The sequence below is a fragment of the Rhizorhabdus argentea genome, assembly GCF_037861105.1.
Taxonomy (GTDB): Bacteria; Pseudomonadota; Alphaproteobacteria; order Sphingomonadales; family Sphingomonadaceae; genus Rhizorhabdus; species Rhizorhabdus argentea.
Genome location: NZ_JBANFK010000011.1, coordinates 27,099 through 40,836, shown reverse-complemented (window position 1 = coordinate 40,836; position 13,738 = coordinate 27,099). Strand labels below are relative to the sequence as shown.

General features: G+C 64.0%; 14 protein-coding genes. 13 read left to right on the top strand and 1 reads right to left on the bottom strand.

Annotated elements, in window-relative coordinates; all coding sequences use genetic code 11:
* Positions 1 to 20: 20 nt before the first annotated feature.
* The 9 genes from AAC645_RS11840 (at position 21) to AAC645_RS11800 (ending at position 9,226) form a co-directional block, all read left to right on the top strand.
* Positions 21 to 434, top strand: coding sequence for a putative quinol monooxygenase (locus AAC645_RS11840; protein WP_340316252.1), 414 nt, complete (start codon positions 21 to 23; stop codon positions 432 to 434).
* A 136-nt stretch (positions 435 to 570) separates the two neighbouring features.
* Complete coding sequence (locus AAC645_RS11835) at positions 571 to 1,677, top strand: Gfo/Idh/MocA family protein (RefSeq protein WP_340316251.1); 1,107 nt, start codon at positions 571 to 573, stop codon at positions 1,675 to 1,677.
* Between the two features lie 77 nt (positions 1,678 to 1,754).
* Complete coding sequence (locus AAC645_RS11830; RefSeq protein WP_340316250.1) at positions 1,755 to 2,654, top strand: SDR family oxidoreductase; 900 nt, start codon at positions 1,755 to 1,757, stop codon at positions 2,652 to 2,654.
* 41 nt (positions 2,655 to 2,695) lie between these two features.
* Positions 2,696 to 3,910: a hypothetical protein gene (locus AAC645_RS11825; protein WP_340316249.1), complete on the top strand. Its 1,215-nt coding sequence runs from the start codon at positions 2,696 to 2,698 to the stop codon at positions 3,908 to 3,910.
* A 145-nt stretch (positions 3,911 to 4,055) separates the two neighbouring features.
* Entirely contained in the window at positions 4,056 to 5,462 is a 1,407-nt protein-coding gene (locus tag AAC645_RS11820; RefSeq protein ID WP_340316247.1) for an aromatic ring-hydroxylating oxygenase subunit alpha, read from the top strand.
* Between the two features lie 71 nt (positions 5,463 to 5,533).
* Positions 5,534 to 5,764 carry a lipoyl domain-containing protein gene (locus AAC645_RS11815; protein WP_340316245.1) on the top strand — a complete coding sequence of 77 codons (231 nt, stop codon included), beginning with the start codon at positions 5,534 to 5,536 and terminating at the stop codon, positions 5,762 to 5,764.
* A gap of 81 nt (positions 5,765 to 5,845) precedes the next feature.
* Positions 5,846 to 6,778, top strand: coding sequence for a beta-keto acid cleavage family enzyme (locus AAC645_RS11810; protein WP_340316243.1), 933 nt, complete (start codon positions 5,846 to 5,848; stop codon positions 6,776 to 6,778).
* Positions 6,765 to 8,369, top strand: coding sequence for a class I adenylate-forming enzyme family protein (locus tag AAC645_RS11805; protein ID WP_340316241.1), 1,605 nt, complete (start codon positions 6,765 to 6,767; stop codon positions 8,367 to 8,369). Before AAC645_RS11810 ends, AAC645_RS11805 begins: the two co-directional genes overlap by 14 nt.
* A 62-nt stretch (positions 8,370 to 8,431) precedes the next feature.
* Positions 8,432 to 9,226, top strand: coding sequence for a glucose 1-dehydrogenase (locus tag AAC645_RS11800; RefSeq protein WP_340316239.1), 795 nt, complete (start codon positions 8,432 to 8,434; stop codon positions 9,224 to 9,226).
* 20 nt (positions 9,227 to 9,246) lie between these two features.
* Here the strand turns inward: AAC645_RS11800 and AAC645_RS11795 are convergent, their stop codons facing one another.
* On the bottom strand, positions 9,247 to 10,044 hold the full coding sequence (locus AAC645_RS11795; RefSeq protein ID WP_340316237.1) for a tyrosine-protein phosphatase: 798 nt from the start codon (positions 10,042 to 10,044) through the stop codon (positions 9,247 to 9,249).
* A 174-nt stretch (positions 10,045 to 10,218) separates the two neighbouring features.
* On the opposite strand from AAC645_RS11795, the gene AAC645_RS11790 reads away from it, so the two are divergent.
* The 4 genes from AAC645_RS11790 (at position 10,219) to AAC645_RS11775 (ending at position 13,736) form a co-directional block, all read left to right on the top strand.
* Entirely contained in the window at positions 10,219 to 11,601 is a 1,383-nt protein-coding gene (locus tag AAC645_RS11790) for an aromatic ring-hydroxylating oxygenase subunit alpha (protein WP_340316235.1), read from the top strand.
* Positions 11,602 to 11,694: 93 nt separating this feature from the next.
* A complete protein-coding gene (locus AAC645_RS11785) occupies positions 11,695 to 12,510 on the top strand; it encodes an enoyl-CoA hydratase/isomerase family protein (RefSeq protein ID WP_340316233.1) in 816 nt (271 codons plus the stop codon).
* Between the two features lie 30 nt (positions 12,511 to 12,540).
* Positions 12,541 to 13,332: a ThuA domain-containing protein gene (locus tag AAC645_RS11780; RefSeq protein ID WP_340316231.1), complete on the top strand. Its 792-nt coding sequence runs from the start codon at positions 12,541 to 12,543 to the stop codon at positions 13,330 to 13,332.
* On the top strand, positions 13,329 to 13,736 hold the full coding sequence (locus tag AAC645_RS11775) for a nuclear transport factor 2 family protein (RefSeq protein WP_340316229.1): 408 nt from the start codon (positions 13,329 to 13,331) through the stop codon (positions 13,734 to 13,736). The genes AAC645_RS11780 and AAC645_RS11775 overlap by 4 nt, the downstream gene beginning before the upstream one ends.
* Positions 13,737 to 13,738 lie beyond the last annotated feature (2 nt).

Here is a 13,738-nt window from a genome sequence, read left to right as displayed (position 1 = left end):
CGATCAAAGGGAGAAGGCGCATGACCGATACCGACAAGCTGGGCCCGATCGTGATCGATGCGAGCGCGTTCGTCGCACATTTCTATGTGAAGCCCGAACTGCGCGACGCCTTCGTCGAAAAGTTCAACGGGCTCTGGCAAGCCGATATCGATGGCCTGCGCGCGTCGGTCAACTTCGTCTTCTATGGCTGGGGCCGGGACCAGAACGAGTTCGTCGCAATCGAATCCTGGAAGGATGACGCTATCACCGCGGAGGTCCGGCGATCGGAGTTTTTCCAGGAGAAGGTCGGAGAGCTGCTGTCGCTTTGCGACAGGCCGATGCTGGTCGAACTCTACACCGGCATGGAGGCCGGGCGCCAGCTGTTCATCGACCTCCCGGCAGGCGAATCAAGGGTTCATCCGCGTGCCGGGGAAATCTGCGGCGTTTTCGCGTGAGCCGGCTCGGAACTCAATGCGTCGTTAGTTCGCTTGCATATCGAATGGAAACTACCGAAGTAGGCCGCTAAGGCGAATCGAATACCTTCGCGCGGGAAGGTAAGTTGCTGGACACAAGGAAGAACGGGAGAGTGGAATGGGCGGAAAGATCCGGGTCGGCATCATCGGGATGCAGCCAGGTCGAAGCTGGGGCGCGACCGCGCATATCCCGGCGCTGATCGCGCTTTCCGACGACTATGCGGTGACCGCGCTCAGCACGACGCGGCAGCAAAGCGCGGATGCCGCAGCCGCGGAATATGGCGTGCCGCATGCCTTCGACAACCATCAGGCGCTGGTTTCCTGCCCGGAGGTCGACCTGGTCGCAGTGACCGTGAAGGTGCCGCACCATCTCGAACTCGTCACCGCCGCGATCGAGGCCGGCAAGCATGTCTATTGCGAATGGCCGCTCGGTAACGGCATTGCCGAGGCGCGGCAGATGGCGGCGCTGGCGAAGGCCAGGGGCATCAAGGCCGCGATCGGGCTCCAGGCGCGACAGGCGCCAGCCGTGCGCTACGTCGCGGACCTCATCGCCCAGGGCTTCATCGGCGATGTGCTGTCGACCAGCCTGATCGGTATCGGCGCCAACTGGGGCGAATATGTCGACCAGCCCAACGCCTATACCGCCGACAAGAGCAACGGCGTGACCCTGCTGACCATCCCGGTCTCGCACACGATGGACGCCGTCTGTCAGGTTCTCGGCGAGGTCGAATCGCTGGCCGCGACCACCGCGAACCGGCGCAAGCAGACGATCCTTGCCGAAACCGGCGAGGCGCTGCCGCTCACATCCGAGGATCAGGTCGCATTCTCCGCAATGCTGGCCGGCGGCGTGGTCGCCTCGCTCCATTACCGCGGCGGCATGTCAAAGGGGACCGGGCTGGCCTGGGAAATCAACGGGACCCGGGGCGATCTCCGGATCAGCGCATGGGCAGGTCATCTCCAGCTGGCCGACCTCAACCTCGAGGGCGCAGGCGCCGAGGACGAGGCGATGAAGCCGATGCCGATACCTGACAGCTATTATGCGACGTCGATTCGCAACGGCGTCGCACTCAACGTCGCCGAAGCCTATGCGCGCTTCGCCACTGATATTCGCGAGGGAACGACGCAGTGCGCGACCTTCGAGGATGCCGTCACGCGTCACCAGATGGTGGAGGCGATCGAACGGTCTGCCGCGACCGGGCAAAGCGTCCGCCCCGGCGACTGCTAGGCCCCACGGGCGCCGCACGAATATCACCTGGCGTCCGGCCCGGAAGGTCGACGCCTGACAATCAAGGAGTATTCGACATGAGTTTGCTGGAAGGCCGCGTGGCCATTGTTACCGGTTCGGGCCGCGGCGTCGGCCGGGCTTATGCGCTGATGCTAGCCAAGCACGGAGCCAAGGTCGTCGTGAACGATCTCGGCTCGGCAGCGAGCGGCGAAGGCACCGACGAAACGCCGGCCCAGGAGGTCGTCTCAACGATCCGGGCGGGAGGCGGTGAGGCGGTGGTCAACACCAACGACGTGTCCGACTGGCAGGGCGCTCAGGCCATGGTGCAGCAGGCGGTAGACACCTTCGGCCGCCTCGATGTGTTAATCAACAATGCCGGCATCCTGCGCGATCGCATGCTCGTCAACATGAGCGAGGACGAGTGGGACAGCGTCATCAAGGTTCACCTCAAGGGTACCTTTGCGCCGATGCACCATGCCGCCAACTATTGGCGCGTCCAGTCCAAGGCCGGGCAGCCGGTCGACGCACGCATCATCAACACCACCTCGCATTCCGCACTGTTCGCGAATATCGGGCAGACCAACTATGCGGCCGCGAAGGGGGGCATAGCGACGCTGACGCAGGTGGCGGCGCGCGAACTTCAGCGGATCGGCGTGACGGTGAACGCCATCGCCCCGCGCGCCAACACGCGCATGACCGAAGGCCTGCGCGAATATACCGAGGAACAGCTCGAAAAACGTGATCCCGAATGGATCGCCGGCCTGGTCGCCTGGCTGGCGAGCGCGGAGTCGAAGGACATTTCCGGGCGCATCTTCGAGGCTTGGGGCTATCGCTACTCGGTCATCGAGAGCTGGCAGCACGGTCCGGCGACGGAGCCGAGCAAGGACCCGACCGAGCTCGACAAGCGCATCCACGACATCGTCCGTTTTGCCCGCGCCAATGCCGGCATCGACCCCAACAGCTGGATGGTGCCCTGACCTGAACAGGGTGCGCGGACCAAAGGACAGGAGAGCTCAGCATGCAGCTTACACCATATGACGAATATCCGGTTCATCAGGCCGCGCACCCGTTCAGCTACATTCCGTCGACCGACTATAATTGGGACGACGGCTATTATTTCGGCGTGTTCAGCCCCGACGACGGGGTATTTCTGGCAACCGGCGCGCGGGTCAACCCGAACAGCGACCTGTTCGGCGGCTATGCCCTTCTCAATGTGCGCGGGCACCAGACGACGCTGCGCTTCAACCGGGTGTGGCGTCCCGATTTCAGCCTGAAGATCGGGCCGTGGCGGGTCGAGTTCATCGAGCCGCTCAAGTCGCTGAGGCTTGTCCTGGAGCGTAACGAGAGCGGGATGGAGTTCGACATCCTGTGGACCGGGAGCAGCCCCGCCTTCCTGGAAGAGCATCACATTGCGACTCATCGCGGCCGGCGGACGACCGACCAGACGCGATACTCGCAGCCCGGCTTCGCGCAAGGCACGATGTCGCTGGGCGACCAGCGATGGACGATCACGCCCGACAAATGGAGCGGCGCCCGCGATCATAGCTGGGGCCTATATGCCGAGCGCCCGCCGCTCTCGCCGATGGCCTCGATCCTGCCCCCACGCGAGGTCGACATCGGGCCGCAGCGTGCCCTGCGATTCTGGACCTGCTTCCGCAGCGATCCCTATAGCGGCTTCTTCCATCTCCATGAGGACGCGGAAGGCAGGCAGGCCAAGTTCAACGACGTCTTCGGAACGCCGTTCGGCGGCAAGCTCTTCAAGGGCTGGGACGAAGCGATCGAGCTGGTCGCGGGCCGCCACGAAATGGAGTTCGACGAGGGATCGCGCCTGCTGAAGAAAGCGACGATCCACCTGACCGACGATCAGGGCCGCGAGTGGAAGCAGGTCTATGAAACGGCCGCGCCGCCCTGGGTGGTGCAGACGATGGGCTATCATCCGGGCAGCTGGAAGGACGGCGGGACCTTCTTCACCTATCATGGCTCCGAAACGCTGGCGATCGAGCATGATGTGTTCGATTTCTCGAAGCAGCCGACGCCCTACCGCGCCTATAAAGTGAGCGGCGAAGCGGCGGAGACCAATTTCGGCGAGGGCAATCAGGCGGCCGACACCGTCTACGGCCCCGAATATCTCGCTCGGGTCACCACCTACGCTCCCGATGGAACGGTTTCCACCGGCGCTGCCCAGATCGAGATGTTCATCAAGGGACGCTACGCACCCTATGGGATCGAATGAGCCAGGGCACCCTAGTGGGCTAGTGCGCCGTTCGAATTCGTTCTTTCGCCCATCTTGCAGCCAGCTGGCGCTTGGCTTTTGGGGAAATGGTGTGTAGGCTTACTGTTGTGCGGCGAAAACGCTGCCCGAGGACGAGGACAGGAAAATGGGCGTAGAAGACGCTAAGATGCAGCAGGGCTTCGGAACCGCCGCAGGCCCGCTGGCTGCCGATCTGATCACCGGGGACCCCCGTGCGGAGTCGGCGCTGAAGGATGTCGGCACCTTCTTCGCCGAACCGAAGAAGGTCAAATCCTCCCGCTACTATAGCCCCGAGTTCGCAGCGCTCGAGATGGAGCATGTCTGGAAGAAATCCTGGCAGGCCGTCGCTCGCGAGGAAGACATCCCCGAGGTCGGCGATCGCAAGCCTTACGACGTGGGCATGCTATCCTACATCATCATCCGTTCCGGTCCAGATGAGTTCCGCGCCCTACAGAATGCCTGCCTCCATCGCGGCACGCGGCTGTGCAACAATTTCATGGCCGGCGAGTCGATCAAGTGCCCGTTCCACGCTTGGGAATGGAACACCGACGGCACGCTCCGCAACGTGCCCAGCCGTTGGGATTTCCCGGTGGTCGAGGAGGCGTCCTATCGGCTCCCCGAAGCAAAGGTCGGAACCTGGGGCGGCTGGATCTTCATCAATCCCGATCCCGATGCCGGTCCGCTCGAAGATGCTCTAGGCATTCTCCCGCAGCATTTTGGCCCACGCGAATCCGAGCAGCGCTTCACCGCGGTCGGCTTCCGCAAGAAGCTGCGCGGCAACTGGAAGCAGGCCCAGGAGGCGTTCCACGAAGCCTATCACGTGGTCGAGACCCACACCCAGATCCTCGACTATAATGGCGACACGCAGACGCGGTACGACACCTGGGACGACGGCAAGTCGCAGGTCAGCCGCTCGATTACCCCTTCGGCCATCCCGAGCGGACATCTCGGCGACGAGGCGTCGATGAGAAAGGCCGCCGAGGAATCCATGCGGATGTTCGCGACGGCCTTTCCCGGCGTCGAGTTGCCCCCGATCAAGTCTGGCGAGACCGGCCGCTCGGAGGTTGCCGAGTGGCGGCGCCAGACGATGAGCGCGATGCTTGGAGTCGATTTCTCGCAACATTCGGATTCGTACATGCTGGATGCGAACCAGTATTTCATGTTCCCGAATTTCTGGCCGTGGTGGGGCGAAGGACTGCCGCTCACCTACCAGTTCATGCCCTATAAGGATGATCCCAATGCGTGCGTCATGGAGGTGCGGCTGACGCTGCCTTTTTCGCCGGACGGCCCGCGTCCGGCGGCGGCGGAACTTGTCGAGCTGGATTTCGACCAGCCGGTTTCCTCCGTGCCGGAGATGGGCATCATGGCGACGATCTTCGACCAGGATTTCAGCAACATTCCGCTCGTCCAGTTGGGCCTCCCCTCGACCGCCAATGCGGAAGCCGAGGTGACGCTGGGCCTGTACCAGGAAAGCCGTATCCAAGCCTTCCAGGATATGATCGATCGCAAGATCGCCGCCGGTACGGCCGCCTGAGCCATTGTAATTCCCGTCGCGGAAGATAGTACGCTGTATAACCACAAAGGGTGCGAACGGAGATAATGTAGATGGCGATCCAGATCCTGCTGCCCAAGCTCGGCTTCTCGATGAACGAAGGCATCCTGGCCGAATGGCTGGTGGCGGATGGCGGCGCAGTCAAGGAAGGCGACCCGCTGTTCGCGCTGGAGAGCGACAAATCGACCCAGGAGATAGAGTCCCCCGCATCTGGGACGCTCAAGATCATCGCGCAGGCCGGCGAAACCTACGAAGTCGGAGCCGTGCTGGGCGAGATCGCCTGACCAATGCGATTGTTGCGGCCAGGCTCGACACGAGCATCGCCCGATAGATGAACGAACAACGAGCGGTGAACGGGAGCAGGAATGAAGAAGACTGATAAGGTGATCATCACCTGTGCGGTGACGGGATCGGTCCACACTCCTTCGATGTCGCCGCATCTGCCGATCACAGCCGATGAAATCGCCCGGGACGCGATCGCCGCAGCCGAGGCCGGTGCCGCGATGCTGCATCTGCATGCCCGCAATCCCGCTAACGGCCAACCGAGCCAAGACCCAGACCTGTTCGCCGCCTTCCTGCCGCGCATCAAGCAATCGACCGACGCGATCCTGAATATCACCACCGGCGGCGGCCTCGGCATGAGCCTGGACGACCGGCTGGCGCCGGCGAAGCGGTTCCGCCCCGAAGTCTGCTCGATGAACATGGGCTCGGTGAACTTCAACATCTCCGGCGCGGGCGCGAAGATCTCCGAGTGGAAGCACGAGTGGGAGAAGCCTTATCTCGACATGACGAAGGACTTCATCCTGTCGAACAGCTTCGCCCAGATCGAGCGCGCGATGACCGAACTTTCGGGCCAGGGAACGCGCTTCGAGTTTGAATGCTACGACATCGCCCACCTCTATAATCTCGCGCATTTCGTCGATCGCAAGATCATCGAACCGCCCTTCTTCATCCAGGGCGTGTTCGGCATCCTCGGCGGTATCGGCCCGGATCCCGAAAACGTCATGCACATGAAGTCGACGGCGGACCGGCTGTTCGGCGACAACTTCCTGTTCTCGCTGCTCGCCGCGGGCAAGCACCAGATCCGGCTCACCACCTTGTCCGCCTTGCTCGGCGGCTCGGTCCGGGTCGGGCTGGAGGACAGCCTCTATGCCGGCAAGGGTCGGCTCGCCACCTCCAACGCCGAGCAGGTCAGCAAGATCCGGCACATTCTCGAGGAGTTGAGCCTCACCGTCGCCACCCCGGACGAGGCCCGCGCGATGATGCAGACCAAGGGCGGAGACAATGTCAGCTTCTGATCCAGCGATGATGCCGGAGCTCGATCCGAACATGGCGATCCGCGATGGCGGGCCGCTCGATCTGGCGGATATGCTGCTGCTCTCGGACTATACGTCGGTCCACGCAACGCGCGTTCCGGACAAGACGGCGCTGATTTTCGGCGAGTATAGGTGGAGCTACGCCGCTCTGGATCGCGCATGCGACCAGACGGTCGCGTTGTTCGCCGGGATGGGCTTGGAGCCCGGTGACCGGCTGGCCTATGTCGGCAAGAACAACGATCTTTTCTTTGCGGTTCTGATCGGCGCGATACGGGCGCAGCTCGTGCTTGTACCGATCAACTGGCGCAACACCGCTGCCGAGACGCGCTATGTGCTGGAGGACAGCGGTGCGAAGCTGATCCTCACCGACCAGGAGTTCGCTGCAATGGCGCGCGCCGCCTCGGGCGAGGCATTGCCGATGATCATCGTCGACGAGCCAGGCGCAGAGGGGCTGCGCGCGCGGATCGCTGCGGCGCAGCCTGCACCACGCCGCGCACTCGATCCCGCCGCACCCTGCCTGCAGCTCTATACGAGCGGCACCACTGGCCGTCCCAAGGGTGTCATCACGTCGCAGCGCGCCTGTTCGATCCAGCGTCACATCGAGATCGTCGGTCCCTATTTCTTCGACTGGGGCGACGACGAGATCCTGCTATCCCCGCTGCCGAGCTTTCACATCGGCGGCATGTCCTGGGTAGGCACCGGCCTCGTGCGCGGTGCGACCGTGGTCGTGACGCCCAATACAGCGCCCGCCATATTGCTCGATCTCTGCCTGCAGCATGGCATCACCCGCACCTTCATCGTGCCTACGCTGGTGCGCGCGCTCATCAACGAGATGGACGCACGCGCGGTGCGCGTGCCCACGCTGCGCGGCATTCACTACGGCGCCGCTTCGATGGACCCGGCCCTGCTCGAGCGCTCCGTCGATCGGCTGGGCTGCCAGTTCCTGCAATATTACGGCATGACCGAAATCTCGGGGACGATGACCATCCTGGGCCCGCGCGAACATGACAGCTCACGGCCGCAGCTGTTGCGGTCGGTCGGCAAGCCTTTGCCCGGCCATCAGATCGCCATCCGCAACCCTCAAGGCGAACTTCTGGAGATCGGCCAGCCAGGCGAAATCTGGGTGAAGGGGCCGACGCTGCTGATCGAATATTGGAACAACCCGCAAGCGACCGCCGAAGCGCTGATCGACGGCTGGTACCGTACCGGCGATGGCGGCCGGCTGGATGCCGAGGGCTATCTCTACCTCACCGACCGGATCAAGGACATGATCGTCTCGGGCGGGGAGAATGTCTATCCGGCCGAGGTCGAGGCGGTGTTGCGCGATCATCCCGCAGTGCTCGATTGCGCCGTGTTCGGGCTGCCGCACCCGAAGTGGGGCGAAGGCGTGACGGCGGCGCTCGAGCTCAAGCCGGGCCGCAGCGTCGATACCGATGAAGTGATCGCTTTCGCGCGCAAGTCGCTCGCCGCGTACAAGGTTCCGCGTCGCATCGAGGCCGGCGTCACCCTGCCCCGCACCGCAGCCGGAAAGGTGCAGCGCGCCATGATCCGCAAGCAATTCCTCGATAGCTGAGTTCAACTCCACCGCTGGAAAGCACGACCAGCGCGCCGGCGCTTCGAACAGGGAGAGAGCAGATGGGCCGTCTTGATGGCAAGGTCGCGATCGTCACCGGTGGCGCGCGCGGTCTGGGCGCCGCCGCAGCAGCGGCGCTGGTGGCGGAGGGCGCCGCGGTCGTGGTCGGCGATGTCCTCGACGAGGTCGGCAAGGCCTGCGTCGCGGCGCTGGCATCGGATGGCGGGCGCGCCGCCTATGTGCCGCTCGACGTACGCAGCGCCGAGTCGTGGAGCAACACGGTCGATACGGCGATGCGGCTTTGGGGACGGCTCGATTGCCTCGTCAACAATGCCGGCATCAACAATCCGATCGATATCGAGGCAGCTTCCGCGGAAGACTTCCGGGCGATCCTCGATGTGAATCTGATCGGCGCGTTCCTCGGCATCAAGGCGGTGCTGCCCGCGATGCGCCAGTCCGGCGGCGGCTCGATCATCAACGTCGCTTCGAATTCCACGGCGATGGTGCTGCCGACCACCTCGATGTACGGCGCCAGCAAGGCCGCGATCGCTAATCTGGCGAAAACGACGGCGGTCCACTGCGCGTTGCGGGGCGATAATATACGGGTCAATTCGGTGCATCCGGGGCCGCATGAAACCGAGATGCTCGCCAATCCGCAGGTGCGCGCGATGCCCCAGGTCAAGGCGCTGATCGACGCCGTACCGATGGGGAGGATGGGCCGGCCCGAAGAGTTCGGGAAACTCGTCGCATTTCTCGCCTCGGACGACTCGAGCTATATCACCGCGTCGGAGATGTTCATCGACGGCGGCCTGACCGCAGTCTCATTCGCCGATCCGACCGCGGTGCGCCCGAGCTGAACGCCCGGCCGCGCGCCGGCTCACTCGAGCAGGCGCGCGCGGATGCGTTCCGCCATATCGTCGTCGACGCCGATCACCTCGCGCAGGAACCCGCGCGCAGAGCCGAACCGTTCCTCCATCATCGCGAACGTTGCGTGAAGATAGGCGGCGTCGGCACGCAGCATCGGCGCCCAGATCTGCGGATCGATATCCGCCAGCCTGTCGCCGATCGGCTCGTGCCGGACGATCTCGGCGAGCTTCTCGATGAATAGGTCGGTCAGTTCGTAATCTTCGACGATCGTCTCGCGGGGAACGCCGAGCAGGTCGAGCAGCAGCGCCGCGGCGACGCCAGTGCGGTCCTTGCCGGCGGAGCAATGAAAAACGAGCGGGAGGGCGCCATCCGCCAGCCGGCGGAACAGCTCCTGATAGGCGGGTGCCTGTTCTTCCGCGATCTCGTGATAGAGCGCGATCATCCGCTCGCGCGAACGATCCTGGTTGGCCTCGGCATGGCAGAATATGGCGACGAAGTCGGCGCTGCTCATGTCGTAGTCGCGCGCCCAGACTTCGAATCCGGCATCTGGCGCGAAGAGCGAGGGCCGCTTGGTACGCTCCGCCGTGCTGCGGAAATCGCACACTGTTCGCAACCCCAGCTTGTCGAGCACCGCGTGGTCGCTAGCGTCGAGCGAGGCCATGGTGCCGGATCGATAGACGAGCCCCCAGGCCGTAGTACGCCCGTCGACGGTCCGATAGCCGCCGATGTCGCGGAAATTATGCCCGCCCGAAAGCGGGATGATGCGATTCGCTACGGGCCCGCCATCAATCGCCGTACAGTCGTCCATCGCGAATATCCTTCCGCCATATCGATAGCTTGGCGACGTTACCGGTCAGAGACTCCGGCTGGCCAGCCATCTCTCGCGCGCGCGCCGCATCCGCCATGGCAACTCGGAACCCGCTCGCCAAGCTTATTTTCTTATGCTAGCATACTAAATATAAAATCCAGCCGAGAGGATATCATGGCCACTGCCCGTAACGCGCCCGCGTATCGCGACAGCACCGCTCCGATCTATCAGGACATCATAGCCGACGATCCCATTCCCGCGCCTGCGATGTTCCGGGACTATTCCGAAACCGACGTTCCGGTGACCAGCGTGGCGCGGGACGAATATCGTAGCCCCGCCTTCGCCATGCTCGAACGCGAACATGTCTGGAGCCGGGTGTGGCAGTTGGCATGCCGAGAGGAGCAGATTCCCGAGGTGGGCGACGTCGTGGTCTATGAGAGCCCCGGCGCGTCGATCCTCGTGGTGCGGTCCGGCGACGACGAAATCCAGGCCTATTATAATAGCTGCCGCCACCGCGGCATGAAGCTGTGCGCGCATGACACCAGCGTCAATAAGCTGGCCTGCCCGTTCCACGGCTTCACATGGAACCTGGATGGTTCGCTGGCGCATGTTCCAGCGCGCTGGGACTTCCCCGGCCTGCGCGACGATAAGATGGGCCTGGCGCAGGTGAAGGTTGGGCGTTGGGGCGGTTTCGTGTTCATCAACCGGGCGGAGAACCCGCCGCCGCTCGAACAGTTTCTCGGTCATCTGGTGCCGCATTTCGCGGACTGGTCCTATGACAAGCTGTATCTTGCCACCGTGATCCGAAAGCCGATCGACGCCAACTGGAAAACCAGCGTCGAGGCGTTTCTGGAGGCGTATCACGTCCCCGGCATTCATGCACAGGCCACGCCCTTCGGCGGGGAGGCGAGCACCCAATATGACGTATGGCCCGACGACCCCCATGTCAGCCGCTTCCTGGAGCCGACCGGCATAATGAGCGACCAGCACCCGCGGGTGCTGAGCGAACAGGAGATTCTCGATTCGCTGATGCAGGTGATCTTCGCGAGCGGCGAGTCGGTGCAGCTTCCCGAAGGCGGCAAGGCGCGCCAGTTTCTGGCCGCCGGCATGCGCGCCGAGATGAGCAAACTGACCGGAGCGGATTATTCCGGCTTGTCGGATACCGAGGCGGGCGACGCCCTCCAATATTACCTGTTTCCGAACATGGTGATCTTCCGCTCGCTGCCCTATCCGTTCGCGTACCGCTTCCTGCCGCACCGCGACGACCCGAACCGATCGACCTTCGAGTTCATGGTTTTCCGGCCACGGCTCGATGAAGCGGACACGCCGCCCGAGGTCGAGATCGTCGAACTCGGCGAGGAAGGCACCTTCGCGGGCTGCGGTGTGCTTCCACCCTGGCAGGGCGAGATCTACGACCAGGACGTGGATGGGCTCCGCCAGTGCCAGGAGGGGCTGCGCGACGGCGGCGATACCGACATCATCTTCTCCCGCTACCAGGAGGTGCGCATTCGTCACCTTCATCAGACCCTGCACCGCTATCTGGATGGCACTCTCTGACCGCGTAAGTGATTAGCCTGTTGACAGTATGCCTGCGTATCTCTGTAGATAGGCGGGCCGGGAGCAAGGCGCCGGCCGCAGCGGGAGAGGGGCATGTTTGTTTCGGCGGAAGACCGCAGTTATCTCGTTGAGGTCGACCGGGGAGTCTTGCGGCTGTCGCTCAACCGGCCCGAATTCGGCAATGCCATGCCGCCGTCGACAGTTCCTAGGCTGACTGCGCTTTTCCAGGCGGCTCAGGCCGATCCGGCAATCCGCGCGATTCTGATCCGCGGCGAAGGCAGGATATTCTCCGCTGGTGGGGACATCGCCGGGTTCAAGCGCTCGCTGGCGCAGTCGGCTGCGGAACGCCAGGCCGATTTTGCGGAACGCCTGCCGCGGGTGCGCACGCTGGTAGAGGCCGTGACCGCTTTCGATCGGCCTATGGTCGCATCGATCCGCGGGGCGGCGGCAGGGGCGGGCCTGCTCTATCCGCTTGCAGCCGATCTCGTCATCGGCGACTCGACCGCAACCTTCCTGTTCGCCCACCGGAATATGGCGCTTATCCCCGATGGCGGCGTAACGCTGCTGCTCCCGCAGGTCGTGGGAGAACGGACGGCACGGATGCTGACCCTCACGGCAGCCAAGATCGAGGCGGAAGAGGCAATGCGGCTGGGCCTCCTCCATCGCATCGTCGCCGCCGACACGCTGGAGGAGGAAGCGATGCAGGCAGCCGTGCGGCTGGCACGCGGGCCGCAACGTGCGATACGCCTCACCAAGCAGATGCTGGTCGCCGCACCGCGCCGAACGCCGGGGGAGATACTGGACGCCGAAGCCGCCGGCATCGTCGAGTGCGTGGGCGACGACGATTTCCCGGAGGCCGTCGGCGCTTTCATCGACAAGCGCCCGGCCCTGTTCCCGTCGACCCGGTAGCCAAGGCAGCGTGAAGAAAGGACAAGCCCGATGAAATTCGGCAGGCCGCAGGTGGAACTCGTCGTGGGCGGTGAGAATCACGACATGAACCGCGTGCGGCGGAACTTGCTGGACCTGCTGGGCGAGCACCCGCTGCTTCGCACCCGATGCGTGGCCGACTATGGCGACGGGTCCGCGCTGGCCGATGCCGACTTCCTGATCAGCTATACCAACAACGTCTTTCCCGATGCAGCCGCGCTCGCCGCGCTACGCGCGTTTCTCGACCGCGGCGGGCGGTGGCTCGCGATCCACGGCGCCTCGGCCTATACCTGCTTCAGACCGCCCGAGGTGGAGCTGTCTGGCATCCTCCTGCCGGGCCTGACCGATACGCCCGACAATGTGCCCGAGTTCATGGATCTGCTCGGTGTCCGCTTCGTGTCCCATCTGGCGCAGCAGCCCTATATGGTCGAACCCGGCCCCGATACGCATCCCGTGGTCGCCGGGACGGCGCCGTTCGAAGTGATCGACGAACCCTATATCCTCGAACTGCGCGCACCCTGCGAAGTCCTGCTGGCCGCGCGCTACACCGGCGATGCCCCCGGCTATGTCAGGGGCCCCTGGCTCGAAGACGATCTGCGCCCCCAACTCGTGCGGCGTGTCGTGGGAGCGGGTGAAGTCATGTATCTGGCGCCCGGCCATGCCTGCGGTCCCTATGATCTACGCCCGTTCATCGACGCCATTCCGGATCAGCCGGGTCCGTGGGTGAGCCAGACCTATATCGCCCTGCTCCGGCGGCTGATCGCCTGGGGCGTCGGGCCCGCGCTGGACCGCGTTGCCGCATGAGCGAGAGCGACAACAACAAGGCGATAATCCGCCGCTTCTTCGCCGCGGCCGAAGCCGGCGAGGACATACTCGCGTTCCTCGATGACGAGGCGACCTGGTGGGTGCCGGGCCACTGGGCGCTGGGCGGCACATATCGCAAGGCCGAACTCGCGCCGCTGTTCGACAAGGTCTATGCCGTGCTCGACGGCCCGCTGCGGTTCACCATTCACGCGATCACCGCGGAGGAAGACCGTGTCGCGGTGGATTGCGAAAGCCATGGCCGCTTCATCGACGGCAGTCCGTTCAACAGCACCTATCATTTCCTGATGACGCTGCGCGACGGCCGGATCATCTCCGGCAAGGAATTCCTCAACACCGCCTATATGAGCGCCGTGCTCGACCGAATCGCCGCGATGGCGGTTTGAGG

What these genes read in the sequence shown, in the direction of transcription:
- AAC645_RS11840 (WP_340316252.1), top strand. Translation starts at nt 21, where the DNA reads ATGACCGATACCGACAAGCTGGGCCCGATCGTGATCGATGCGAGCGCG.
- AAC645_RS11835 (WP_340316251.1), top strand. Translation starts at nt 571, where the DNA reads ATGGGCGGAAAGATCCGGGTCGGCATCATCGGGATGCAGCCAGGTCGA.
- AAC645_RS11830 (WP_340316250.1), top strand. Translation starts at nt 1,755, where the DNA reads ATGAGTTTGCTGGAAGGCCGCGTGGCCATTGTTACCGGTTCGGGCCGC.
- AAC645_RS11825 (WP_340316249.1), top strand. Translation starts at nt 2,696, where the DNA reads ATGCAGCTTACACCATATGACGAATATCCGGTTCATCAGGCCGCGCAC.
- AAC645_RS11820 (WP_340316247.1), top strand. Translation starts at nt 4,056, where the DNA reads ATGGGCGTAGAAGACGCTAAGATGCAGCAGGGCTTCGGAACCGCCGCA.
- AAC645_RS11815 (WP_340316245.1), top strand. Translation starts at nt 5,534, where the DNA reads ATGGCGATCCAGATCCTGCTGCCCAAGCTCGGCTTCTCGATGAACGAA.
- AAC645_RS11810 (WP_340316243.1), top strand. Translation starts at nt 5,846, where the DNA reads ATGAAGAAGACTGATAAGGTGATCATCACCTGTGCGGTGACGGGATCG.
- AAC645_RS11805 (WP_340316241.1), top strand. Translation starts at nt 6,765, where the DNA reads ATGTCAGCTTCTGATCCAGCGATGATGCCGGAGCTCGATCCGAACATG.
- AAC645_RS11800 (WP_340316239.1), top strand. Translation starts at nt 8,432, where the DNA reads ATGGGCCGTCTTGATGGCAAGGTCGCGATCGTCACCGGTGGCGCGCGC.
- AAC645_RS11795 (WP_340316237.1), bottom strand. Translation starts at nt 10,044, where the DNA reads ATGGACGACTGTACGGCGATTGATGGCGGGCCCGTAGCGAATCGCATC.
- AAC645_RS11790 (WP_340316235.1), top strand. Translation starts at nt 10,219, where the DNA reads ATGGCCACTGCCCGTAACGCGCCCGCGTATCGCGACAGCACCGCTCCG.
- AAC645_RS11785 (WP_340316233.1), top strand. Translation starts at nt 11,695, where the DNA reads ATGTTTGTTTCGGCGGAAGACCGCAGTTATCTCGTTGAGGTCGACCGG.
- AAC645_RS11780 (WP_340316231.1), top strand. Translation starts at nt 12,541, where the DNA reads ATGAAATTCGGCAGGCCGCAGGTGGAACTCGTCGTGGGCGGTGAGAAT.
- AAC645_RS11775 (WP_340316229.1), top strand. Translation starts at nt 13,329, where the DNA reads ATGAGCGAGAGCGACAACAACAAGGCGATAATCCGCCGCTTCTTCGCC.